Here is a 22,843-nt window from a genome sequence, read left to right on the forward strand (position 1 = left end):
GAAGCCAAGAAAGCTGAAGAAGCCAAGAAAGCTGAAGAAGCCAAGAAAGCTGAAGAAGCCAAGAAAGCTGAAGAAGCCAAGAAAGCTGAAGAAGCTAAGAAAGCTGAAGAAGCCAAGAAAGCTGAAGAAGCTAAGAAAGCTGAAGAAGCCAAGAAAGCTGAAGAAGCCAAGAAAGCTGAGGAAGCCAAGAAAGCTGAGGAAGCCAAGAAAGCTGAGGAAGCTAAGAAAGCCAATGAGGCCAATTCAGGTCAAGGTTTTGGCGGCGAAGGCAAAGTAATGGGCAAGGCTCTGGATGGCGGTGTCTTGGTAGCGAAAAAACGTGAAACCGGCGATTTGGAATATGCCAAAACCGAAGCTCCGACTGCCTCGGATAAAAACAGCGTCGTACTTGATGGTGTCGCCATTAATACCAAAGACGTTAAAGCGGGTGAGTTTACGTTGGGCGAAAAAAGTATGAACGGCGGTAAAACCGATGCAGCACAATATGCGGTACACAGCGGCGACCTGTTGCCTGACGTTCGTTACGGCGGTGTTGCCGATGTCAGTGATCTGCGTGATGTGAAACAGGCGTTGTTTGTCCAAGGCACGCCATCAGGCAGTGATACCGTTGCAGCCCAAAGAGGGGATGCAACCTATAAAGGCATCGGCCTGCATTTCCAAAACGGACTGCCGATCAATACAAGAGATCTGCAAGAAATTTTTGAAACCGGTTCGCAAGCCAAGCTGGCCAATCTGTATCCTGCCGCCAAAGCAACCGATGTTACCGCAAAAGTCAATTTCGACCAAAAAACCATCAATGTCAGCATCAACCGCTATTCCGATCAAACGGTTGGCGGTGGTAGTGGTGGCAACAGGATTGCAGGTGTCGTCAAATCCAATGCGCGCGATATGGCGGAAAATCTGTCTTTCAATGGCGATTTGCACGGCAACACCTTCTCCAACAAGCAAGGTACGATGCAAGGCGGATTCTTTGGCGCGAAGGCAGACCAACTTGCCGGTACATATAGTGCGGCAGGCAAAAACCAACGTGATGAAGACGTAGTGGCGCGCGGTGTGTTTGGTGCAAAACGCCAAGATGCAGCTCAAGCAGGCGGACAGCCTGATGCGCCGGTTACCAAACCTGATGCGCCTGTAACTCAGCCTAAAGTTGACGCTGCCGCAACCGAATTGAAAAAAGGCGAAACAGGCGAGCAATACTTCTTATCGAATATCGCCGATTTGACCAAAGTCGTCATCAACGGTACGGCAATCGCTTTGGCACCTGTTACCAACAAGCTCCATCAAACTGAATTGGGTTCGGACTACAAATCGTTTGTTGCTTCAGGCAATTTGAGCAATGTTGTCTTCGGTGCGGCAAAACTTGCTGATAATGCCTACTCCTTGTTTGTTCAGGGGGTAATGAGTACCTCTCTACCGTCCGGTACGGCTAAATACGCAGGCGAGGTGTTGAATTTCCGTGCCCGCAACTTGGATAATAAGGAAAACTGGGTGGATGCCGGCAACACCTACCGTACCACCGGTTCATTTACCGCCGATGTTAACTTCGATACCAAAACCATCGCAGGTAAAATCAATAGTGGCGACAGATGGTTCATGAATGAACGAGCCTTTACTGCAGATATTACAGGCAGCAGTTTTAACGGTAAATGGACTTCTTCAGATGAACAAGGCTCTGTAACTGGCGGATTCTACGGTGACAAAGCTGCCGAAATGGCCGGGCGATACAGTTATCATGACAAAAAAGATACAAGTAACAATGCCTTCGGTGTATTCGGTGGCAAAAAACAATAACTGTCTGTTTAAGCTGAAAACAAACCGCTCGAAAGGGCGGTTTGTTTTTGATCGGATAGGATTTTCAGACGACCTTTTACGGTAACAACAATCTAGAGAGCAATTTACCCGCTAAAAGGTCGTCTGAAAACCTTGAATCTTATTTTCAGATAATCTGAGACCTTTGCAAAATTCCCCAAAATCCCCTAAATTCCTACCAAGACATTTAGGGGATTTTCCATGAGCACCTTCTTCCAGCAAACCGCGCAAGCTATGATTGCCAAATACATCGACCGCTTCCCACTATTGAAGTTGGATCAGGTGATTGATTGGCAGCCGATCGAACAATACCTGAATCGTCAAAAAAACCGTTACCTTCGAGACCACCGCGGCCGTCCCGCCTATCCCCTGTTGTCCATGTTCAAAGCCGTCCTGCTCGGACAATGGCACAGCCTCTCCGATCCCGAACTCGAACACAGCCTCATCACCCGCATCGATTTCAACCTGTTTTGCCGTTTTGACGAACTGAGCATCCCTGATTACAGCACCTTATGCTGCTACCGCAACTGGCTGGCGCAAGACAACACCCTGTCCGAATTACTGGAACTGATCAACCGTCAACTGACCGAAAAAGGCCTAAAAGTAGAGAAAGCATCCGCCGCTGTCGTTGACGCCACCATTATTCAGACCGCCGGCAGCAAACAACGCCAGGCTATAGAAGTCGATGAAGAAGGGCAAATCAGCGGCCAAACCACGCCGAGTAAAGACAGCGATGCCCGTTGGATAAAGAAAAACGGCCTCTACAAACTCGGGTACAAACAACATACCCGTACCGATGCGGAAGGCTATATCGAGAAACTGCACATTACCCCCGCCAATGCCCATGAGTGCAAACACCTGTCGCCTTTGTTGGAAGGGTTACCCAAAGGTACGACCGTTTATGCCGATAAAGGCTATGACAGTGAGGAAAACCGACAACATCTGGAAGAGCGTCGGCTGCAGGACGGCATTATGCGCAAAGCCCACCGCAAACATCCGCTGTCGGAAGCACAAACCAAACGTAACCGATATTTATCAAAAACCCGTTATGTGGTCGAACAGAGCTTCGGTACGCTGCACCGTAAATTCCGCTATGCCCAGGCAGTCTATTTTGGTCTGCTCAAAGTAAGTGTACAAAGCCATCTGAAGGTGATGTGTTTGAACCTATTGAAAGCCGCCAACAGGCTAAGTGTGCCTGTTGCCGCCTAAAAGGCGGCCCGGATGCCTGATTATCGGGTATCCAAGGGGGATTAAGGGGGGTATTTGAGTAGAATCAGTGGATATTCGAAACAAAAACAGCCGAAAACCTGTGTTTAGGTTTCGGCTGTTGGGGGAAAGGAATTTTGCAAAGGTCTCAGGCCGTCTGAAATTTCAGACGGCCTTTTGATTATGTTTTAAAGAATAGGACGTAGCTTAGAGGCTCATACGCCGTGGCGGTCGAGCCAACGTTCGGCATCAAGCGCGGCTTGGCAGCCGGAAGCTGCGCTGGTGATGGCTTGGCGGTAGGTATGGTCTTTGACGTCGCCTGCCGCCCATACGCCTTCGATATTGGTTGCGCCGACATTGTCACCGGTGCCGCCTTTGGTTTTCAGGTAGCCAGTTTCATCCATATCGAGTTGGCCTTTGAAAATATCGGTGTTGGGTTTGTGGCCGATGGCGATGAAAACGCCTTTTACAGCGATTTCTTCAGTGCTGCCGTCATTATGTTTCAGGCGTGCACCGGTAACGCCGCTTTCGTCGCCCAAGATTTCATCAACCGAGCTATTGAGTTTGAGGATGATTTTGCTTTCTTCGACGCGTTGCATCAGCTTGTCCACCATGATTTTTTCGGCACGGAAGCTATCGCGGCGGTGAATCAGGGTAACGGTGTTAGCGATATTGGCAAGGTAGAGGGCTTCTTCTACTGCGGTATTACCACCGCCGACTACGGCAACATCTTGTTTTTTGTAGAAGAAACCATCACAAGTTGCGCAGGCGGAAACGCCTTTTCCTGCAAGGATTTCTTCGCTTGGCAAACCTAAATATTTGGCGGATGCGCCGGTGGCAACGATGAGCGCATCGCAGGTGTATTCGCCCATATCGCCTTTGAGGGTAAACGGACGGTTTTGCAAATCAACGGTGTGGATTTGGTCGAAAATCATTTCAGTGCCGAAGCGTTCGGCATGAGCTTGGAAACGGGCCATTAGTTCTGGACCTTGTACGCCTTCTGCATCGGCAGGCCAGTTGTCCACTTCGGTGGTGGTCATCAGTTGTCCACCTTGCTCAACGCCGGTAATGATCACAGGGTTGAGATTGGCGCGGGCGGCATAGACGGCGGCAGTATAGCCGGCAGGGCCGGAGCCGAGGATGATGAGTTTATGATGGTTGCTCATGATGGTTTCCTTGCTGATAAATGATTGAATTTTGTTGTATCTAAGCTTTCATGTGGCCTGAATTTTACTTGAATCTGCCGCCGTCTGAAATATGTTTGTTGCTTGGGTTTAGTGGCTGTCTTTCCATTGATAGTATTTTGAGCCGAGGAAAGAGCCGAGTTTGCGTAGGAAAGGCTGGGTAATGATGTTGCTGTGGCGCAGTTGCTCGAAAGGTTTCAGACGGCCGTCATCACCCATGATGGCTTCGGCAATCGCCAAGCCGGCAATGCCGGTAATCGCCATGCCGTGTCCGGAATAGCCTTGGGCGTAGAAAACGGTAGGGGCGAGGCGGCCGAAATGTGGGGCGAGGTTGCGCGTAATGTCGCATTCGCCGCCCCAAGAATGCTCGATTCTGACATCGGCAAGTTGCGGGAAAACTTTCAGCATGTCTTGGCGGACGAGTTCGGTCATGCGGTCTGGGTCATCGATAAACTCGTTGTCTTTGCCGCCGAAGAGCAGGCGACCATCGGCGCTGAGGCGGTAGTAGTCGAGGACGTGGCGGTTGTCGCAGATGGCCATATTGTTGCGGATCAGGTCTTTGGCACGTTCGCCCAGAGGCTCGGTGGCAATGATAAAGGTGCTGACTGCAATGGCTTTTTGTTCCAATACTTTGAATTTTGGGTGCAAACCGGCATAAGTATTGACGGCATAAACGAGGTTTTTGCACTCAATGCTGCCATTGGGCGTATGAACCAGCCAGCCGTTATCGCATGGTTCGATACGTGTCATCGGGGATTGCTCAAAAAGTTGTGCGCCTGCATCGGCTGCCGCTTTGGCAATGCCTAGGGTGTAATTGAGCGGGTGTAAGTGGCCGGATAAAGGATCAAATTGCGCGCCTTGATACATATCGCTGGCAAGTTGTTGTTTCAGCGTGGCTTTATCCCAAAGCTGGTAATGGCTTGCACCATAATGTTTTTGAGCGTGTTCGTGCCATTGCTGCAATTCTTCCCAATGCTGAGGACGGACGGCGACGGTAGCGTAGCCGCGTTGCCAATCGCATTGGATGTTGTGTTTTTGAATGCGCGAGTCAACCAGTTCAACGGCTTGCAGGGATTGCTGCCAGAACCATTGTGCCTGTTCCAAGCCGACTTGTTTTTCGATTTCTTCCATGCCGCAGGCAAAGTCGCTGATGACTTGTCCGCCGCTGCGACCTGATGCGCCGAAACCGATACGAGCGGCTTCAAGTACGATGACTTCATAGCCGTTTTCGGCAAGCGGTAGGGCGGTGCATAAGCCGGACAGGCCGCCGCCGATAACGCAGGTTTCAGTTTTCAGACGGCCTTCAAGCGTCGGATAAGACGGATGGGGATTGGCCGTGCTGACATAGTAGGAAGGAAGGTATTCTTTGAAGCTGGGATTAATCATGATTTGAGCTTTAGGTTTGTTTTCACTTCATTGAAAATAGGTTTTCAGACGGACTGGGATGTGGGTTTGGGTTCAGGCCGTCTGAAAGGATAAGATGCAGTTAATAAAACAGGCTGTTCCGACACTTTATCGGACAGCCTGTCTGCATATTAGGCGGCTTTCTCGGCTGCCAATTTTTCTTGGCGGTAGGCTTCGGCAGCCTCGCGTTCCCGTTTGGTTGCCTGACGCATCATCCAGTAGTTAACGACAATAACCAGCGTACCGATGATGCCGATCAGGATGGTTGCCAAAACGTTCATCTGAGGGTCAAGGCCGAGTTTGATTTTGGAGAAAATCACTTGCGGCAATGTCGATGAACCCGGGCCTGACAGGAAGGAGGTAATCACCAAGTCGTCCAAAGACAGGGTAATGCCCAAAAGGAAGCCGGAAGCAATTGCAGGGGCAATCAGCGGCAGGGTAATCACGAAGAAAATCTTCAGCGGACGGGCACCCAAGTCCATTGCAGCTTCTTCCAAGGATTGATCTAATTCCACCAAGCGCGAGCGGATAACGACGGTAATGTACGCCATGCAAAGTGTGGTGTGGCCGAGGAAGATGGTGAAGAAGCCGCGATCGAAGTAGAGCGATTGCAGCAATTCGCTGCCTTGCAGGAACATTTGCACCTGAATAATCAACAGCAGCATGGACAAACCGGTAATCACATCAGGCATCACCATAGGCGCGGAAATCATACCGGCAAACAGGGTGCTGCCTCGGAAGCGTTTGATACGCGCCATGGCGTAACCAGCCAATGTGCCGAGTGCCACGGCGGCAAGCGACGAAACGATGGCGATACGCAATGACAGCCAGGCCGCTTCCAAGATGGTGTCGTTTTCCATCAATGCGCCGTACCATTTGGTTGAGAAACCGCCCCAAACGGTAACCAGTTTGGATTCATTGAAAGAATAGATGACCAAAACCACCAGCGGAATATAGAGGAATGCCAGCGAGAGCAGGAGCATCAGTTTCAAGAACCAGGATAATTTGGTTTTCTGCATTATTTGCCTCCTTCTTCCAATTCGCGGTTTTCATAGTGCTGGAACAGGGCAATCGGTACAACCAACAGGGCAACCATGACGACGGCGACGGCAGAAGCCAGCGGCCAGTTGTTTTGGTCGAAGAATGCCTGCCACAATACTTTACCGATCATCAGGTTTTCAGAGCCGCCCACCAATTCAGGAATCACAAATTCACCGACGGCCGGAACGAAGACCAGCATAGAGCCTGCGATGATGCCTGTTTTGGATAAAGGCAGGGTAATGGTAAAGAACGATTTGATCGGACCTGCGCCCAAGTCGGAAGCGGCTTCGAGCAGACGGTTGTCCAGTTTTACCAATTGTGTGTACAGCGGCAAAATCATAAACGGCAAATAGGCGTAAACCATCACCAAATTCAGCGAGAAAGCATTGTAGAACAGGTCTAAAGGCTCGCTGATGATTCCATATTTGATTAAGAAGTTGTTGATGATGCCGTTGTGACCCAATAAGCCCATCCATGCGTAAACACGTAACAGGAAAGAGGTCCAGAAAGGCAGCATGATTGCCAATAGCAGGCCGTTGCGCGCAGCAGGATTGGCGCGTGAAATGGCATAAGCGGTCGGATAACCAATCAACAGGCAGATGATGGTCGTCGTCAGCGCGGTCTTAATCGAAGACCAGTAGGTCATCAGATAGATATTGCTGTTTTCACTGTCGCCAAACGGATTGAGCGTATTCCAAAAGTTTTGGAAGATGTCGGCGTAGTTCTGATAGCTGATGGCAATGTTCAGACGGCCTAAGTCTTCATCAATCGTCGTCAAAGGCGTAAATGGTGGAATGGCGATTTCTTGTTCGGCAAAGCTGATTTTCAAGACGATGGCGAACGGAATCAGAAACAACACCAAGAGCCAGATATACGGCACGGCAATAACTGCACGCTGTCCAGGACGGCGAAACAGTTTCTTTTTCAGTTTTTTAAGGTCCATTGCATTTCCCTCAAATTAACTGTACAGAGGCGTAGGTTGGTTTTCAGGCCAGCTGATATAGACGGTCTCGTCCCAAGTCGGCGGAGTAATGTTGCGCACATACCAATAAGGTGCGGGAACTTGGCTCTTAACGACACGGCCGTTGGCGAGTTTGATGTGGTAAATCGCGAAGCTACCCAGGTAGGCAATTTCTTTGACTGTACCTTGAGCCCAGTTGTGCACGCCTAAGTGTTCCGGTTTTTCTTTGTGCAAATCAATGTCTTCAGGGCGAATGCTGATCCAAATTTCATGGTCGTTCGGAACGCCCAAACCGTGGTCGATGCGGACGTGGTTTTCCAAGCCGTCACATTTGACGATGGAGAAATCGGCGCGGTCATCAATGACGACACCATCAAAAATATTGGTTTCGCCGATAAATTCGGCAGTAAAGCGGCTATTAGGATAATCGTACACGTCGCTAGGCGTACCGACTTGGCGCAATTGACCGTCGGACATAATGGCGATACGGGTAGCCATCGTCATCGCTTCTTCTTGGTCGTGGGTAACCATGATGCAGGTTACGCCGACTTGTTCCAGCGTGTTGACCAATTCCAGTTGGGTTTGTTGGCGCAGTTTTTTATCGAGTGCGCCTAAAGGTTCGTCAAGCAGCAGGATTTTCGGACGTTTTGCCAGGCTGCGCGCCAAAGCGATACGTTGTTGTTGACCGCCGGAAAGTTGGTGCGGCTTGCGTTTGGCGTATTTGGTCATTTGCACCAGGCGCAACATTTCTTCGACGCGGGCGTCGATTTCGCCTTTAGGCATTTTGTCTTGTTTCAGACCGAAAGCGATGTTTTGCTCAACGCTCATGTGCGGGAACAGGGCATAGCTTTGGAACATCATGTTGATTGGGCGCTCGTACGGAGCAAGCTTAGTAATGTCTTGACCGTCGAGAATGATTTTGCCCTGATTTGGGCTTTCCATGCCTGCCAACATGCGCAGCAGCGTAGATTTGCCACTGCCTGAGCTGCCCAAAAGGGCGAAGATTTCGTGTTGATAGATGTCCAAGTCGATGTTATCGACAGCGTAATTGTCACCAAACTTTTTCACCAAGCCTTGGATTTGCAAATAAGGTTTGGCTGAAGACGCAGTGGTTGCGGTCATAATGGCAATACTCCAAAAAGAAAGACGAGTACCGGCAAAACGGATTTTCGAATGGGTGATAAAAAGCTGTTTGATTGCTGGCGGGAGTCGGACGGAGGCCGTCTGAAACTCTTGTAAAGCGCACGGGCAGCGTGGATAGAAAGCAGTTTAAGCCTAAGCTTTTGCTTTCGGCAAACTCAATATTATATTAGCCTAAGCCTCATAGGGGCAATATGAAATTGCTTGTATCGGCTGATTTGAAACAAATATGAAAGGAAAGGCAGGCAGGGAAACAAGATAGTAAAAATGGGTAACGTTGTTTTTCTGCACAAAAGGGGGTAATTATTATCTATATGTCTTAAATAATTATTCAAAATAGAATAAAATACGCAAATTAAATTTATTTACTAAAACCATAATGGATTACGTTTTATATCGGGCGAGGCGGTTTTACTCGGAATTAAAACTAAATCCGCTATATAAATAAAAGGGAAAACATGAGTATCAAAGAATGGCCCGAAGGGGAGCGGCCGCGCGAGAAGCTCTTGGCGCACGGTGCGGCGGCGTTGAGTGATGCGGAGTTGCTGGCGATTTTGTTGCGTGTCGGAACGCGCGGGATGAGTGCGGTTGATTTAGCGCGTTATTTGTTGAGTGAGTTTGGCAGCTTGGGGAAGCTGATGAGTGCGGATGCCAAAACACTTCCTGCTTATAAGGGTATGGGCTTGGCGAGCTATACTCAGTTTGCCGTGGTCAAAGAAATCGGACGGCGGATTTTGGGTGAGGATTTGCAGGAGCAGATGGTTTTGTCAAACCCGAAATCGGTTGCGGATTATCTACGCCTGCATCTTGGGCATGAAAAAATCGAGGTCAGCGTCGCGTTGCTGCTTAACCGTCAAAATCAATTGATTGCGGTACGGGAATTGTCGCGCGGTACGGTGGCGGAAAATACGGTTTATATCCGTGAAATCGTTAAATTGGCATTGGATGAATATGCCGACAGTTTGATTTTGGCACACAATCATCCGGGCGGTTCGGCAAGGCCGTCTGAATCTGATGTGCAGTTTACAGAGCGTTTGAAACAGGCTTTAAGTTTGGTCGATATTACGCTGTTGGATCATTTTATCGTGACGGCAAAAGAAACCTGCTCTTTGCGCGAACAGGGCTATATGTAAGGATGAATGTTCAGACGGCCTCAGTAGGATTGGTTACCTTACTGAGGCCGTCTGAAGGATTATTGCGTTACTTCATCGGAGGAATCTTCTTTGTGGATGATTTCTTCCGATTTTGGCTTTTCTTTGCTCTTTTCCTTCTCTTTTTCTTTATCCTTGTCTTTTTTACCGTCAGGAATGGCGGCATCAATCACTGCACCTGTTCCTTTAACAACCAATTTTCCGGCAGTCAGGACGGTTGTAGCAGCCAAATCGACAGCCGCGCCTACAACACAGCCGTTAAGCATCAGACAAAGGGCAAGTGCCGGAAGCAGGCGTTTGGTGCATCTCAATGGCTGCATCCGCAGTGTCCTTCGTGATGATGGCCGCATCCGAGTGCTTCTTGCCAAGCATCATCATCGCCGTCAAATTCTTCAACTTCGTCAAATTCACCGTTTTCTACCATGCTTACCAGCTCTTCCAAGCTTTCTGCGCCTTCTACCCAAAAGCAGGGAATATCGGGTGGTGTGTCGGGGGCAAGCAGCGCGGCTTGTTGGTCGTGCCAAGCAATCCAATAGCCGTTTTGCGTTTGTACGAATACGGCATCGGGATGGATGGTTTCGTTTTCGGTATTGACCAGCATTCTGGCGGCGATATCGGTTTGAAAAGGTAAGGTTTGCATGATGGTTTGAGAGTGTGAGAAAAGAAAGTATTGTAACATGGCAAAAACAAACGCACCGTCTGAGTCAGGCGGTGCGTTTATGTCTCGGCAACTTGGATGCGGACGGTTTAAGGTGTCGGCCGTACCGGGAATGTCATTTCGTCAAGATTATTTGTCGCCGTTAGCCAAAACGAAGCGGTAAATAGCCGCGCCAACTGCTGCGCCGGCAATAGGAGCCAACCAGAACAACCACAGTTGTTCAACAGCCCAGCCGCCTTGGAACAAGGCAACGCCGGTAGAACGTGCAGGGTTGACGGAAGTATTGGTTACAGGAATGCTGATTAAGTGAATCAGGGTCAGACCCAGGCCGATGGCAATAGGGGCAAAGCCGGCTGGAGCCAATTTGTCGGTAGAACCCATGATGATGATCAGGAAGAATGCGGTCAGTACGAACTCGATCAGCAAAGCAGCCATCATGTCGTAACCGTTAGGAGAGTGTTCGCCGAAACCGTTGCTGGCAAAGCCGGAAGCAACAGCATCAAAACCGGTTTTACCGGAAGCAATCAGATACAGAACGCCCGCAGCGGCAATCGCACCGATAACTTGGGATACGATGTAAGGCAACAGGTCTTTACCGTTGAAACGGCCGCCGATGAAAAGGCCGACGGAAACGGCAGGGTTGAAGTGGCCGCCGGAAATGTGGCCGACGGCGTAAGCCATGGTCAGTACGGTCAAACCGAATGCTAAAGCGACACCGGCAAAGCCAATGCCAAGCTCAGGGTAGGCTGCTGCCAAAACTGCGCTGCCGCAACCGCCGAATACCAGCCAGAAAGTGCCGAAAAATTCTGCAAAATATTTTTTCATTTGTTTTTCCTCGTAAAGGTTGGGGTGTTGCCGAAGGCATGAATCATAATAATATTGCTTCTAATCGAAAAACGGATTTACCTGTTTTTTCCGGTCTTGACAAAAGGCCGTCTGAAAATGGCGACGAATGGATAGGGAGATATATCTTGCAGGTTAGATTTTGTTTATTGAGACTGGGTTTATTTAATAACGAAGCAAATGCCGTTAATGCAAAAGCATTTGGTTTTGTAGGTAATATTATTTACAGATTATTAATTTGATCGGAATCTTTGAATTGATTATCTGATAAAAAAGCCGTCTGAAAGTTTTCAGACGGCCTTAATTTTAAACAAGGATAAATTAATCCAGATGGTCGCTGCTTTGCGCCAAGATAGTGCGGTTGCCGTTGTTTTCCGCCGGGGAAACAATACCGTCGGCTTCCATTTGGTCAATCAGGCGGGCGGCGCGGTTGTAGCCGATGCGCAGTTGGCGTTGGATATTGGAAATGCTGGCCTTACGCGATTTCAAGACAACGGAAACGGCTTCGTCATACATGGGGTCGAGGTCGCTGTCGTTGCTGCGGCTTGTACCGGTAAAGTCCTCGGTCGAATCGCTGCTTAAAATATCGTCGATATAGTCAGGCGCGCCGAATTGTTTCAAGTATTCCACTACGCGGTGTACTTCGTTGTCTGATGCGAATGCGCCGTGTACGCGTTGCGGATAGATGATGCCGGGCGGCAGGAACAGCATATCGCCTTGGCCGAGCAGATTTTCCGCACCCATTTGGTCAAGAATCGTGCGGCTGTCGATTTTGCTGGACACTTGGAAAGCAATGCGTGTCGGAATATTGGCTTTAATTAGGCCGGTAATGACATCCACGCTTGGGCGTTGAGTGGCAAGAATCAAATGGATGCCGGCTGCACGCGCTTTTTGGGCAAGACGGGCAATCAGTTCTTCAATTTTTTTGCCTGCAGTCATCATTAGGTCGGCAAACTCATCTATCACGACCACGATAAACGGCAGTTTCTCCAATGGTTCAGGATTTTCAGGCGTGAGGCTGAACGGGCTGCCGATTTTTTCGCCACGCGCGGCGGCTTCGGCAATTTTTTGGTTGAAACCGGCAAGGTTGCGCACGCCCATAAAGCTCATCAGGCGATAGCGTTTTTCCATTTCGTTGACGCACCAGTTCAGGGCGTTTGCAGCCAATTTCATATCGGTCACGACAGGGGCGAGCAGGTGCGGAATGCCTTCGTAAATGCTCAGCTCCAGCATTTTCGGGTCAATCATAATCATGCGTACGTCTTCCGGCGTTGCTTTGAAGAGCATGGACAGAATCATGGCGTTCACGCCTACGGATTTACCCGAACCTGTCGTACCGGCAACCAGCAGATGCGGCGCTTTAGCCAAGTCTGTCACAACAGGCTGGCCGGTGATGTCTTGGCCGAGAGCGAGAGTCAGTTTAGATTTGGATTCGGTAAACGCAGGCGAATTGAAGATTTCGCTCAGGCGGATCATTTGGCGTTTCGGATTAGGCAATTCCAAGCCCATGCAGGTTTTGCCGGGGATGGTTTCCACCACGCGGATGGAAGCCACGCCAAGCGAGCGCGCCAAGTCTTTTTCAAGGTTCAAAACGGCACTGCCGCGTACGCCGACATCAGGTTCAATCTCATAACGCGTAATGACCGGGCCGGAATAGGAGTCTATCACTTTGACTTTAACTTTGAACTCGGCCAGTTTTTCTTCGATGGTAATGCTGTTTTCCAGCAACTGTTCTTCAGTTTGCGAGGCGCTTGGGTCAAACTGCGGCGGCAGGAGCAGGGTAGTGGTCGGCAGGTGTGCCTCGGTCAGGGTTGCCGAAGTTGGAATAGCTATGCTTGGTGTATCTTCTTGAACGCTTGGTTCTACGCTTCGAACAGGCGTTTCAATGACTGTCTGTGTATATTCAGACGGCCTTGCGATTGTTTCAACAGGTTCAATCGTTTCAACCGCTTGAATCGCTTCTGTTTCCGCTTGTACAGGCGCTTCCGGCTCACCATCGAATTCTGTTTCTTCTTCCGCAGATTCGCTGATTAAATAATCGCGGATACTGCGTTCAGGCTGATTGCTAACATGCGCATTGACTTGCGAATCAAAAATCGGCACTTGGATTTTATGTTCGAAAGCAGGCGGCTCGGGAATATCAATCGGCGCAATCGAGGTTTGGAAAACGGGCGGCTCGGGAATATCGGTTTTCGCCATCGGGACAACCGGTACGGCAGGCGGCTCGACTACGGTTGCGTTTGGCGCGGCAGGTCGGGAGATATAAGGGGATTTTTTAACAGGCGCAGCCGGTTTTGGACGGGACGGCGTTGCCGATACGGCAGGTTGTGGTGCAACAGCTTCCGTGGCAGCTTGTTTGCGCGCCCATCTTTCGGCGGCCGCTTCGGTATGGCGAACTTGACGGCGCAGGCTGGCAGGACGGTTGATTTGTCCCAAATTGGCCAGAATTTCGTCATTTTCGATGGTGCGCGGAGAGTAGTCGCGCAATGGGGCGACGGCCGCAGCTAGTTTGTGGCGGGCGGCGGTGCGGCGGGCAAGGTTGTCGTGAATATCTTCCGCTTGGATTTCAGAAGGGAATGCCTGCATGGAAGTATAGGGGAGGATGGCTTCTTTTTCGGCAGTTCTTAAGGCCGTCTGAACGGTTTCGATATGCGGCGCATGGGCTTCTGCCACGCGGACATTATTGGCACGCGCCAAGGCACGCTCGCGTGTGCGGCGCAAGATAGGGTCGTTATAGTCGATGATTTCCATGCCGGTCATCGGCAGTGATGAAGCGCGCAATAATGGAGTTTCAACTTCGTCTTTGTAAATTGGTGCATTTTTTTCGGCCAAATGCTCGTTCCATTCTTCAACCGCTGCTTCGTGCAGGGAACGGGTGGCTTCTTCTAATGTGATTTCTTCAAAATTGCTGTTTTGCACCAAAGACGGGCTGTATTCGGGAGCTTCCATCTGTGCAAACGGCGTGATTTTAGGAATACGTTCCGGTTTGGCAGATTTGCGGGTTTTAGGCGCAGCTTTGATTTCTTCTTCGGTCGTTGCGATGTGTTCCGGCTCTTCGGCAACTGGATCTGCTGCGTGTTCTTCTGTTTCGGCGCGTTGCATTTTATTGTGTTCGAGCGCGGAAAGCAGGCGGATGCGGGCGATTTTATGGTTGTCGGCAGTGCGCTTGTTCATGCTGAACAAACGTTTCAGGCTGTCCAGTTGGCCGGAAAAACCGACCGGGCTGTCTTCTTCGTTTATTTCTTGTTCGTCGCCACTGAGTCGGGCCAATTCTTGGCGCCACTTTTGCTCTTGTTTCTGGCGCCACCAGAACAAGCCGGCTATGACAGCCAGCAGAATTAAAGCCAATATTGTCCAAAGCATGCGTCCATCCCCTTAATTAAACGGCAAAGTCCGTTATTCTAACGCTTTTTTCGGGTAAACAAAACCAGCCGAAACAAGCTTTAACGGCAAAGGCAGACAGGATTGTCAAAGCTATGGCTTGAGACGCGTATAATAGGCCGTCTGAACATTTTGCGGATGAGATAATGATTTTTCAAAACGGATGGTTTCCCGTTGGTGTCGTGATGGCGGCATGGCCTGTGTTGCTGGTGATTTTTGTTTTGTGTGCAAAGCAGGCATGGGTGTCGGTATCGCAGCATCGTTCCGCATTTTTGGTGGCTGCCGTGATGTTGCCGCTGGCTTGGAGTTTGAATGCCTCCCCGGAAAGCGGACAACTGGCCGGCATGAGCTATCATTTGCTTGCCTTGAACCTGACGGCTTTAATGCTGGGCACTTCTGCTGCATTCTGCCTTGGCGTATTGTTTTTTCTTCCATATTTGTGGCTTTGGGGCGATTGGCATATGTTCCCCATCAACGCCTTGTCCGTATTGCTTCCGCCTTTGTTGGTGAACTTGGGTTTCCGCCATTGGGTGTCGCGTTTGCCTGCCAATATCTTTATCTTTATTTTTCTGAATGGTTTTTGGGCTGCGGCGGTCGGAATGGTGTTTACCGGCGTAATTTTGGTCGGTTTGTTAGACTGGGCGGATGTATTCAATACGGCGGTATTATGGAAAACCGCTTTTCCTGTTTTCTTCTTAATCGCTTGGGCGGAGGCATTTTTGAGCGGTATTTCAACAGCTATTTTTATCGCGCTCAAGCCGCAATGGATTTGTACTTTCGATGACGACAGGTATTTGAAATCCGCGCCTAAGATTTGGCAATAAGATATGAAGGCATCCTTGCTTGGTTTTCAGACGGCCTAAATGACCGGATGGCCTGTTTTTGAATTGAATGTTTAACTTGTTATGTTTGCTTATATTTTTCCCATTGTTTGCGGTGCCGCTGTCGGGGCTGTATTGCGTTGGTTGTTTGGCTTGGTGCTGGTGTATTCTGCGCCTTTTTCTATCGGTACATTGGCGGCAAACTGGCTGGGTGCGCTGCTGATTGGTGTATTGGCGGAACTCTTAACCGATCCTCAATGGCGTTTGCTTTGGATTACCGGCTTTCTCGGCAGTTTGACCACATTTTCAGGTTTTTCAGTGGAAATGGTGGGTTTGATGCAGGCGCAACGTTGGGGTATGGCTTTGATGGCAACCTGTCTGCATGTTTTCGGTTCGTTTGGTTTGACGGCGCTGGGGATTAAATTGGCGCAGATTTGGAAGTAAGCAAAAATAACAGGGTGCAAAATTGCACCCTGTTATTTTTTATAGGCATTTAATCAATGCCAATAGGCAAACAGACGGTTTCTTGACAATAGGTTTTGCCGGATTCGCTTAAGTGTGCCGGTTTGTAGGCGGCAAAGGTGTAGGTCAGGTCTGCACGGAATGTATCTGGATCAGCTTCGGCAGTGTCGCAGTTGAGGCCGGTGGGAATATCGAGGGCGACTTTCAGGCCGTCTGAATGATTGAGTCGGCGGCAGAGGGCGGCGATTTCGGTTGGAAGCGCACCGCTGAAGCCTGTGCCGAATATGCCTTCGATAATGATGTCGTAACCTTTTTTCAGACGGCCTTCCAGTTCTTGGACGGATATCAATTCAATATGGGGCAAACCGTTGAGGCGTTCGCGATTGGTTTGAGCCAAGGGGGAGAGGTTTTCTCCGAGTGAAAACAGAATGTCGATGTGCCAACCTTGCGCCTGCATATATCTTGCCATGACTAAGCCGTCGCCGCCGTTGTTGCCTTTGCCGCAAACGATCAGAGCGCGTCCGGCTTTGGGATAACGCTGCATGAGGTCTCGGGCGGCAGAGCTGCCGGCGTTTTCCATCAGTTGGTCGAAGCTTGTGCCTTTATCGACGGCTGCTTGTTCGCGTTCGCGCATTTGGGCGGCGGTATAGACTTTCATGATGGCTCTCTTTGCAGGAAGTTATTTGTCGGCGGTATTCATCAGGCGCAAGGCTTTCAGACGGCCTATTTCTTTTTGATATTCCACCAGTCCGATAAATGTGCCGTCTCGGCTGTACACACGGATGGGCTGTTCGGCGGAAATGTCTTCGGTAAACTGGGGGCGTTGGCCGCGTGTGAGCATGGTAACGGCGTAGTTGTTTAGCTCCAGTTTGGGGAAATGTTGCACCAAAACATCGCAAGGCAGCAGCAGGGCATCGCGTTCGGCTTTGTCCAATTCTGCCAAGGCTTCGAGCGTGTGGCTTTGGGCAATGGTAAATCCGGCGGTTTCGGTACGGCGCAGGGCGGTCAGGTGGGCAAATGTGCCGATGTGTTTGGCGATGTCTTCGCTGAGGGTGCGGATGTAAGTGCCCTTGCTGCAACGTACGTCTATCACGGCTTTGGGTGCATCAAATTCAGTGATATTAATGGAGTAAATCGTAATATCACGTGCTTTGCGTTCGATAACGATGCCTTTGCGTGCGTATTCGTACAGTGGTTTGCCTTCGTGTTTGAGGGCGGAAAACATCGGCGGCACTTGGCGGATATCGCCCGTTAAGGCGTGGCAGGCCGTCTGAAATTCGGACAATGAAATATCGGCGCGTGCGGTAGCGATGATTTCGCCTTCTGCATCACCTGTGCTGCTGGCTTCGCCCAGTTTCAGCGTGGCGGTGTAGGCTTTGTCGGCATCAATCAGATATTGGGCGAACTTGGTCGCTTCGCCGAAACAAACAGGCAAAAGCCCTGTGGCCAAAGGATCGAGTACGCCGGTATGCCCGGCTTTTTCGGCACGGAACAAACGCCGCGCTTTTTGCAGGGCGGTGTTGCTGGAGAGGCCTTCAGGTTTGTCGAGGAGAAGAACGCCGTTGACCGGACGTTTGGTAGGTTTGGCTGTCATATTAAGTAGGGGGAGTGTTAATGTTTAGGCCGTCTGAAAGGGTTCAGACGGCCTGCGTGTTTTAATCAATCAGTCTTCAACCGGTTTTTCCGCCGCCACTTGGTCGATCAGGCTGGAAATGCTCATGCCGCGTTCGAGTGATTCGTCGTATTTGAAGTGCAGCTCGGGCGTTTTAAAGAGTTTGATGCGTTTGGCCAATTCGCTGCGCAAATGGCCTTTGGCGTGTTCCAAAGCTTCTTCGGTAATGTCGCGTGTGCTGTCGTCGAGGACAGTGTAGAACACGGTTGCGTGGCTGTAATCGCGGGTGACTTCGACTTCGTTGATGGTGATGAAGCCTGCACGCGGGTCTTTCAGGCCGGTGCGGACGAGTTCGGCAAGCTCGCGCATGATTTGTTCTTTGACACGGTCTTGGCGGGCGTAGCCGCGTTGGGGTTTTCTCATGGTTTTCCTTGATGTATGGCAGGCTGTCGTTTTCAGACGGCCTGCGGTTTGGATTTTGAACAACTGCCTATTATAACGGAGCGCGGTTTATTGTGCTTGAACCGAGAAAGGCATATCGATTTTTTGCCATTGCGCGCTTTCGTAGTCCAGCGCATCAGCAATGAGGGGGTGTTGCTCCAGCCATTGGGCATTGATGCGCAAGATGAAGCTGTGGTTGTTTTCATCGACGCGAAGCTGGGTTTGCGGTGGCAAATCAAGCGGCAGGCGCGAACGGCAGAAGAGGGCGGCCAGGCGCAGGGACAATACGGCACACCACATGATTTCGTTGTTGCCGATAATGTCCGCCATTTTCTTGAGGTCGCCGCGATGGCCGATAACCAGTTGCGCCAAAATGGTTTGCTCTTTGCGTGAGAAGCCCGGCATATCGGCGTTTTCGAGAATGTAGGCGGAGTGTTTGTGATAGCCGGTATGGGCAATATCCAAGCCGATTTCATGCAGACGGCCTGCACGGCTGAGGTATTGGTTCCACAGGGCAAGCTCTTGAACGGTTACGTTTTTGGCGTGGCACAGGCTGTTCATGAAGGCTTGCGCGGTATCGGCAACGCGTTTGGCTTGGTTGAGGCTGACGTGGTAGCGTTTTTGGAACTCTGCCGTTGTCTGTTCGCGCATATCGACATTGAGGCTGCGGCCGATTAAGTCGTAGAACACGCCGTCGCGGAGTGCGGCTTCGGTAACGGTCATTTTGGTCAGCGAGAGTTCTTCAAAAGCGGCCATCATCACGGCCAATCCACCTGCAAAAACTTCGATGCGTTCAGGTTTGAGGTTTTCAAATTTGGCTTTTTTAACCGAACCGGCTTCGATAATCCTATCGGCAAGATAACGCATGCCTTGGGCGGTAATGTCGGCTTCTTGCGGCAATTCGGCTGCCAAAACGTCGCGTATGGATTTTGCCGAACCGGACGTGCCGATGGCGAAATCCCAACCGGTACGCTTCATCAGTTTGCTGATGCGTTGAATTTCAATACGCGCGGCGGAAACGGCGGCTTGGAAATCTTTGGCGGTCACTTTGTTTTGGAAGAAGCGCATGCTGTACGTTACGCAGCCCAAAGGCAGGCTTTCTGTGGTCAGCGGTTGCAAATCCGAGCCGATGACAAATTCGGTCGAGCCGCCGCCAATGTCGATAACCAGCATTTTGTCGCCTTTGGGCGGCAGGGTATGCACTACGCCGGTGTAAATCAGACGCGCTTCTTCACGGCCGGCAATGACTTCGATGGGGAAACCCAGCGCCGCTTCGGCACGGGGCAGGAATTGGGCGATGTTTTTGGCAACACGGAAAGTGTTGGTGGCCACCACGCGCACGTTTTCGGGTTGAAATCCGCGCAGGCGTTCGCCAAATTTCGCCAAACATTCCAAGGCTTGTTCTTGAGAGGCTTCGCTTAGGTTTTTTTGTTCGTCCAAGCCGGCGGCAAAGCGAACCATTTGTTTGAACGAGTCGATGACTTTCAGCTGGCCGTTGTTGTTTTCACAAATTTGCAGGCGGAAACTGTTGGAACCCAAGTCGACGGAGGCTAAAACGTTGGCGGGAGTGGTGGTCATAAAAAATACCGGTTGATTAGAAAAACCTAAATGTTACTTGAGGCGGTATCACTTGACAATAAAAGGTATACAGCTCTTTGATTCTGCTCATAGATGTATTTTATAATGCCGATTTTAAGCCAATATATCAAAGGCCGTCTGAACTTTTCAGACGGCCTAAAAAGAGAAAATACATGAAATCGGAAAACCAAGATTCCTTATTTTTATCGCGCCGCCGTTTATTGCAAGTCGGAGGAGCCATGCTTTTGACGCCTGCGACCGCATGGGCGGGGGCGCAGCGTGAAGAAACGCTGGCGGATGATGTGGCTTCCGTGATGCGCAGTTCGATCAATAGCGCCAGCCCTGCGCGGCTGGTGTTTGCCGATTCGAGGGAAGGGGAGCGTTGGTTGGCGGCGATGTCTTCCCGATTAGCACGTTTCATTCCCGATGAGGGCGAGCGCCGCCGCCTATTGGTTAATATTCAATACGAAAGCAGTCGTGCCGGACTCAACACTCAAGTGATTTTGGGCTTGATTGAAGTGGAAAGTGCGTTTCGCCAATATGCCATCAGCGGCGTGGGTGCGCGCGGTTTGATGCAGGTGATGCCGTTTTGGAAAAACTATATCGGCAATCCGTCGCACAACCTTTTCGACATCCGCACCAATCTGCGCTATGGCTGCACCATTCTGCGCCATTACAACAATATCGAAAAAGGCAATGTTGTCCGCGCTTTGGCAAGGTTTAACGGCAGCTTGGGCAGTAATAAATATCCAAATGCCGTGTTAGGCGCGTGGCGAAATAGATGGCAGTGGGGTTGATTGGGGATAATGGGATAGGGCAGATGTTGCGTGATGTTGTTTTTTGTTGAAACCGTTTTATACCGATGAAGCAGGTTTGCGATAAACGGCTTGCGATTTGACCCCATGCAATTCCTTTGAATCCTGTATAATCAGAAAATCTGTTAATTCACACTTTCAGACGGCCTTTCGCAAACTTAAGGCCGTCTGAAACATTATTTATGGCAAGAGATAACCGCATTCAAATGTTTCCGCACGAGTGGCGTGCCAGTACCACACTTTCCGGCGTTTACGCACTGCGTATGTTGGGGATGTTTTTGGTGTTGCCTGTTTTGGCGATGTATGCCGCTTCGTTGCCCGGCGCAGAAAATAATAAAGCATTGGTCGGTATGGCGATGGGTATTTACGGGCTGACACAGGCTTTGCTGCAGCTGCCTTTGGGCATGGCTTCCGACAAGTTCGGCCGTAAAAAAGTGATTTATGCCGGCCTGATTGTGTTTGCGGCGGGTAGTTTTTTGGCCGCAGTTGCCGACAGCCTGCAGATGTTGGTTGCCGCTCGTGCCATTCAAGGCGCGGGCGCAGTCAGCGCGGCGGTAACGGCTTTGCTTGCGGATTTGACCCGTAACGAAGTGCGGACGCGTGCGATGGCGATGATCGGCCTGAGTATCGGCTTGACCTTCTCCGTCAGCCTGGTGCTTGCGCCGATGATTGCCAGCTTTATCGGCGTATCCGGCCTGTTTGCGCTGACCGGTATTCTGACTGTAATCAGTATCGGTGTGGTTGCTTGGATGACGCCTGATCCCGAAGTGTCAAAAATGCACGAAGACACGCAGGCGCAGCCTTCACGTATGGGCGAGGTATTGAAAAACCGCCAACTGCTCAATCTTGACTTTGGTATTTTTGCCTTGCATGCGGCGCAAATGGCTTTATTTACTGCATTGCCGTTTGCCATGACGCAGTTGGGTTTGGAAAAAATCCATCACTGGCAAGTTTATCTGCCGTCAACCATTACCGGCCTGATTATTATGGTGCCGCTGATTATCGTTGGTGAAACGCGCAACAAACTCAAACAAGTGTTTATCCTTGGTATCATCTGCATTGCCGCGGCGCAAATCGGTCTGCTGTTTGGAATGCACTCGGTATGGTTGATTACCGCTTATCTGATTGTTTATTTTATTGGTTTCAATGTATTGGAAGCCAGCCTGCCGTCTATGGTATCGAAAATCGCACCGTCTGATTTGAAAGGTACGGCGATGGGCGTGTATAACACCATGCAGTCGGTCGGCTTGTTTGTCGGCGGTGCAACCGGTGGTTTATTGTTCCAAAAATACGGTTTTGTAGGCGTATTTGCCTTTTGTAGCGTATTGATGTTGTTGTGGCTGGTATTGGCAGTCATTTCGCCGGCACCGAAACCTGTCAAAAACCTCAGCTATCCGCTTAACGCCGAATGGCAACAAAATCCGGATTTGCTCTACCAAAAATTGACCGAAATTGAAGGCGTTGAAAGCATCAGCTTTAGCGCAGACAAGCAAACCATTTATATCAAGGCCTTGCAAAAAGGATTCGACCAAGAGGCCGCCGAAAAAATTATCACAGGAGTGTAAAATGTCATTGAATAAAGTTATCCTCATCGGCCGCCTCGGCCGCGACCCAGAAGTCCGCTATATGCCCAACGGCGAGGCCGTCTGTAACTTCAGCGTTGCCACCAGCGAAACTTGGAACGACCGCAACGGCCAACGCGTAGAACGTACCGAATGGCACAACATCACCATGTACCGCAAACTCGCCGAAATCGCCGGTCAATACCTGCGTAAAGGCAGCCAAGTGTATCTGGAAGGCCGTATCCAAAGCCGTAAATACCAAGGCAAAGACGGCATCGAGCGCACCGCTTACGACATCATCGCCAACGAAATGAAAATGCTTGGTGGCCGCAACGACAACAGCGGCGGCGCACCATACGATGACGGTTACAATCAAGGCGGTCATTCAAGCCAAGGCAGTTACCAACAAGCGCCACAACAGCAATACCAATCTGCCCCAGCTCAAGAGCCCCCAGCCGCCCCAGCCCGTCGTCCTGCCCCGGCACAACCGACCGCTCCGGTTGATGATATCGACGACGATATTCCATTTTAATCATTGAATAATACAAAAGGCCGTCTGAAAAATATACTTTCAGACGGCCTGAAACCTTTGCAAAATCCCCTAAATGTCTTGGGGAGATTTAGGGGATTTTTACAAAGGTTTTTCGCTAAGTTTTCATGCGTAATCAATAAATCAGGAGGCGTTTATTTTTCAGACTGAGACCTTTGCAAAATTCCCCAAAATCCCCTAAATTCCTACTAAGACATTTAGGGGATTTTCCATGAGCACCTTCT

The 22,843-nt window shown here is 50.3% G+C and carries 21 protein-coding genes; 8 read left to right on the forward strand and 13 right to left on the reverse strand.

Translation table 11 applies throughout. The features are described from left to right. Together ACTHR7_RS10050 and ACTHR7_RS10055 are read left to right on the forward strand one after the other, a co-directional pair. Positions 1-1,791: transferrin-binding protein-like solute binding protein (locus tag ACTHR7_RS10050; RefSeq protein ID WP_440370753.1), on the forward strand; the 1,791-nt coding region annotated here is incomplete at its 5' end. Between the two features lie 219 nt (positions 1,792-2,010). Then, on the forward strand, positions 2,011-3,018 hold the full coding sequence (locus tag ACTHR7_RS10055; RefSeq protein WP_440370754.1) for an IS5 family transposase: 1,008 nt from the start codon (positions 2,011-2,013) through the stop codon (positions 3,016-3,018). A 212-nt stretch (positions 3,019-3,230) separates the two neighbouring features. On the opposite strand, the gene trxB is transcribed toward ACTHR7_RS10055, so the two are convergent. The 5 genes from trxB to ACTHR7_RS10080 all read right to left on the reverse strand — a co-directional run bounded on the left by trxB (position 3,231) and on the right by ACTHR7_RS10080 (position 8,727). Beyond that, positions 3,231-4,181 carry a thioredoxin-disulfide reductase gene (gene trxB, locus ACTHR7_RS10060; protein WP_440370755.1) on the reverse strand — a complete coding sequence of 317 codons (951 nt, stop codon included), beginning with the start codon at positions 4,179-4,181 and terminating at the stop codon, positions 3,231-3,233. A gap of 108 nt (positions 4,182-4,289) precedes the next feature. Then, on the reverse strand, positions 4,290-5,585 hold the full coding sequence (locus ACTHR7_RS10065; protein WP_440370756.1) for an NAD(P)/FAD-dependent oxidoreductase: 1,296 nt from the start codon (positions 5,583-5,585) through the stop codon (positions 4,290-4,292). Positions 5,586-5,734: 149 nt separating this feature from the next. Next, on the reverse strand, positions 5,735-6,622 hold the full coding sequence (locus ACTHR7_RS10070) for an ABC transporter permease subunit (protein WP_003679574.1): 888 nt from the start codon (positions 6,620-6,622) through the stop codon (positions 5,735-5,737). After that, the gene (locus ACTHR7_RS10075; protein WP_049335897.1) at positions 6,622-7,587 is read right to left on the reverse strand and encodes an ABC transporter permease subunit; all 966 of its coding nucleotides are present in this window, start codon (positions 7,585-7,587) and stop codon (positions 6,622-6,624) included. Before ACTHR7_RS10075 ends, ACTHR7_RS10070 begins: the two co-directional genes overlap by 1 nt. 15 nt (positions 7,588-7,602) lie before the next feature. After that, positions 7,603-8,727, reverse strand: a complete 1,125-nt coding sequence (locus tag ACTHR7_RS10080) for an ABC transporter ATP-binding protein (RefSeq protein WP_070592029.1) — start codon at positions 8,725-8,727, stop codon at positions 7,603-7,605. 476 nt (positions 8,728-9,203) lie between these two features. Between ACTHR7_RS10080 and radC the strand changes: the two genes are divergently transcribed. Continuing rightward, a complete protein-coding gene (gene radC, locus ACTHR7_RS10085; protein WP_440370757.1) occupies positions 9,204-9,878 on the forward strand; it encodes a RadC family protein in 675 nt (224 codons plus the stop codon). A gap of 59 nt (positions 9,879-9,937) precedes the next feature. On the opposite strand, the gene ACTHR7_RS10090 is transcribed toward radC, so the two are convergent. The 4 genes from ACTHR7_RS10090 to ACTHR7_RS10105 form a co-directional block, all read right to left on the reverse strand. After that, positions 9,938-10,216 carry an NF038104 family lipoprotein gene (locus tag ACTHR7_RS10090; protein WP_440370758.1) on the reverse strand — a complete coding sequence of 93 codons (279 nt, stop codon included), beginning with the start codon at positions 10,214-10,216 and terminating at the stop codon, positions 9,938-9,940. Next, positions 10,204-10,536 carry a hypothetical protein gene (locus ACTHR7_RS10095; protein WP_004520787.1) on the reverse strand — a complete coding sequence of 111 codons (333 nt, stop codon included), beginning with the start codon at positions 10,534-10,536 and terminating at the stop codon, positions 10,204-10,206. The genes ACTHR7_RS10090 and ACTHR7_RS10095 overlap by 13 nt, the downstream gene beginning before the upstream one ends. 147 nt (positions 10,537-10,683) lie before the next feature. After that, positions 10,684-11,379 (reverse strand): aquaporin Z, encoded by a 696-nt coding sequence (gene aqpZ, locus ACTHR7_RS10100; protein WP_440370759.1) that lies wholly within the window; start codon positions 11,377-11,379, stop codon positions 10,684-10,686. A 339-nt stretch (positions 11,380-11,718) separates the two neighbouring features. After that, positions 11,719-14,760 carry a DNA translocase FtsK gene (locus tag ACTHR7_RS10105; RefSeq protein ID WP_440370760.1) on the reverse strand — a complete coding sequence of 1,014 codons (3,042 nt, stop codon included), beginning with the start codon at positions 14,758-14,760 and terminating at the stop codon, positions 11,719-11,721. 164 nt (positions 14,761-14,924) lie between these two features. Here ACTHR7_RS10105 and ACTHR7_RS10110 point away from each other — a divergent pair, with 164 nt between their 5' ends. Both ACTHR7_RS10110 and ACTHR7_RS10115 read left to right on the forward strand, forming a co-directional pair. Further along, entirely contained in the window at positions 14,925-15,602 is a 678-nt protein-coding gene (locus tag ACTHR7_RS10110; protein ID WP_293208300.1) for an energy-coupling factor ABC transporter permease, read from the forward strand. Positions 15,603-15,683: 81 nt separating this feature from the next. Then, a complete protein-coding gene (locus ACTHR7_RS10115) occupies positions 15,684-16,043 on the forward strand; it encodes a CrcB family protein (protein WP_293208298.1) in 360 nt (119 codons plus the stop codon). Between the two features lie 49 nt (positions 16,044-16,092). Here the strand turns inward: ACTHR7_RS10115 and ACTHR7_RS10120 are convergent, their stop codons facing one another. The 4 genes from ACTHR7_RS10120 to ppx all read right to left on the reverse strand — a co-directional run bounded on the left by ACTHR7_RS10120 (position 16,093) and on the right by ppx (position 19,692). Further along, the gene (locus ACTHR7_RS10120) at positions 16,093-16,719 is read right to left on the reverse strand and encodes an NAD(P)H-hydrate epimerase (protein ID WP_440370761.1); all 627 of its coding nucleotides are present in this window, start codon (positions 16,717-16,719) and stop codon (positions 16,093-16,095) included. Between the two features lie 21 nt (positions 16,720-16,740). Then, entirely contained in the window at positions 16,741-17,655 is a 915-nt protein-coding gene (gene truB / locus ACTHR7_RS10125; protein WP_293208739.1) for a tRNA pseudouridine(55) synthase TruB, read from the reverse strand. Between the two features lie 69 nt (positions 17,656-17,724). Beyond that, positions 17,725-18,096, reverse strand: coding sequence for a 30S ribosome-binding factor RbfA (gene rbfA, locus ACTHR7_RS10130; protein WP_003685554.1), 372 nt, complete (start codon positions 18,094-18,096; stop codon positions 17,725-17,727). An 87-nt stretch (positions 18,097-18,183) separates the two neighbouring features. Then, positions 18,184-19,692, reverse strand: a complete 1,509-nt coding sequence (ppx, locus tag ACTHR7_RS10135) for an exopolyphosphatase (RefSeq protein ID WP_070749621.1) — start codon at positions 19,690-19,692, stop codon at positions 18,184-18,186. Positions 19,693-19,865: 173 nt separating this feature from the next. Here ppx and ACTHR7_RS10140 point away from each other — a divergent pair, with 173 nt between their 5' ends. The 3 genes from ACTHR7_RS10140 (at position 19,866) to ACTHR7_RS10150 (ending at position 22,601) form a co-directional block, all read left to right on the forward strand. Further along, a complete protein-coding gene (locus ACTHR7_RS10140) occupies positions 19,866-20,489 on the forward strand; it encodes a lytic transglycosylase domain-containing protein (RefSeq protein WP_107810815.1) in 624 nt (207 codons plus the stop codon). A gap of 200 nt (positions 20,490-20,689) precedes the next feature. Continuing rightward, positions 20,690-22,072: an MFS transporter gene (locus ACTHR7_RS10145; protein ID WP_070461587.1), complete on the forward strand. Its 1,383-nt coding sequence runs from the start codon at positions 20,690-20,692 to the stop codon at positions 22,070-22,072. A 1-nt stretch (position 22,073) separates the two neighbouring features. Beyond that, positions 22,074-22,601, forward strand: a complete 528-nt coding sequence (locus ACTHR7_RS10150; protein WP_003679606.1) for a single-stranded DNA-binding protein — start codon at positions 22,074-22,076, stop codon at positions 22,599-22,601. Positions 22,602-22,843: the final 242 nt, after the last annotated feature.

Origin of the sequence: Neisseria sp. P0007.S010, from assembly GCF_051962875.1 — a bacterium.
Taxonomy (GTDB): domain Bacteria; phylum Pseudomonadota; class Gammaproteobacteria; order Burkholderiales; family Neisseriaceae; genus Neisseria; species Neisseria subflava_A.

What these genes read in the sequence shown, in the direction of transcription:
- ACTHR7_RS10055 (WP_440370754.1), top strand. Translation starts at nt 2,011, where the DNA reads ATGAGCACCTTCTTCCAGCAAACCGCGCAAGCTATGATTGCCAAATAC.
- trxB (WP_440370755.1), bottom strand. Translation starts at nt 4,181, where the DNA reads ATGAGCAACCATCATAAACTCATCATCCTCGGCTCCGGCCCTGCCGGC.
- ACTHR7_RS10065 (WP_440370756.1), bottom strand. Translation starts at nt 5,585, where the DNA reads ATGATTAATCCCAGCTTCAAAGAATACCTTCCTTCCTACTATGTCAGC.
- ACTHR7_RS10070 (WP_003679574.1), bottom strand. Translation starts at nt 6,622, where the DNA reads ATGCAGAAAACCAAATTATCCTGGTTCTTGAAACTGATGCTCCTGCTC.
- ACTHR7_RS10075 (WP_049335897.1), bottom strand. Translation starts at nt 7,587, where the DNA reads ATGGACCTTAAAAAACTGAAAAAGAAACTGTTTCGCCGTCCTGGACAG.
- ACTHR7_RS10080 (WP_070592029.1), bottom strand. Translation starts at nt 8,727, where the DNA reads ATGACCGCAACCACTGCGTCTTCAGCCAAACCTTATTTGCAAATCCAA.
- radC (WP_440370757.1), top strand. Translation starts at nt 9,204, where the DNA reads ATGAGTATCAAAGAATGGCCCGAAGGGGAGCGGCCGCGCGAGAAGCTC.
- ACTHR7_RS10090 (WP_440370758.1), bottom strand. Translation starts at nt 10,216, where the DNA reads ATGCAGCCATTGAGATGCACCAAACGCCTGCTTCCGGCACTTGCCCTT.
- ACTHR7_RS10095 (WP_004520787.1), bottom strand. Translation starts at nt 10,536, where the DNA reads ATGCAAACCTTACCTTTTCAAACCGATATCGCCGCCAGAATGCTGGTC.
- aqpZ (WP_440370759.1), bottom strand. Translation starts at nt 11,379, where the DNA reads ATGAAAAAATATTTTGCAGAATTTTTCGGCACTTTCTGGCTGGTATTC.
- ACTHR7_RS10105 (WP_440370760.1), bottom strand. Translation starts at nt 14,760, where the DNA reads ATGCTTTGGACAATATTGGCTTTAATTCTGCTGGCTGTCATAGCCGGC.
- ACTHR7_RS10110 (WP_293208300.1), top strand. Translation starts at nt 14,925, where the DNA reads ATGATTTTTCAAAACGGATGGTTTCCCGTTGGTGTCGTGATGGCGGCA.
- ACTHR7_RS10115 (WP_293208298.1), top strand. Translation starts at nt 15,684, where the DNA reads ATGTTTGCTTATATTTTTCCCATTGTTTGCGGTGCCGCTGTCGGGGCT.
- ACTHR7_RS10120 (WP_440370761.1), bottom strand. Translation starts at nt 16,719, where the DNA reads ATGAAAGTCTATACCGCCGCCCAAATGCGCGAACGCGAACAAGCAGCC.
- truB (WP_293208739.1), bottom strand. Translation starts at nt 17,655, where the DNA reads ATGACAGCCAAACCTACCAAACGTCCGGTCAACGGCGTTCTTCTCCTC.
- rbfA (WP_003685554.1), bottom strand. Translation starts at nt 18,096, where the DNA reads ATGAGAAAACCCCAACGCGGCTACGCCCGCCAAGACCGTGTCAAAGAA.
- ppx (WP_070749621.1), bottom strand. Translation starts at nt 19,692, where the DNA reads ATGACCACCACTCCCGCCAACGTTTTAGCCTCCGTCGACTTGGGTTCC.
- ACTHR7_RS10140 (WP_107810815.1), top strand. Translation starts at nt 19,866, where the DNA reads ATGAAATCGGAAAACCAAGATTCCTTATTTTTATCGCGCCGCCGTTTA.
- ACTHR7_RS10145 (WP_070461587.1), top strand. Translation starts at nt 20,690, where the DNA reads ATGGCAAGAGATAACCGCATTCAAATGTTTCCGCACGAGTGGCGTGCC.
- ACTHR7_RS10150 (WP_003679606.1), top strand. Translation starts at nt 22,074, where the DNA reads ATGTCATTGAATAAAGTTATCCTCATCGGCCGCCTCGGCCGCGACCCA.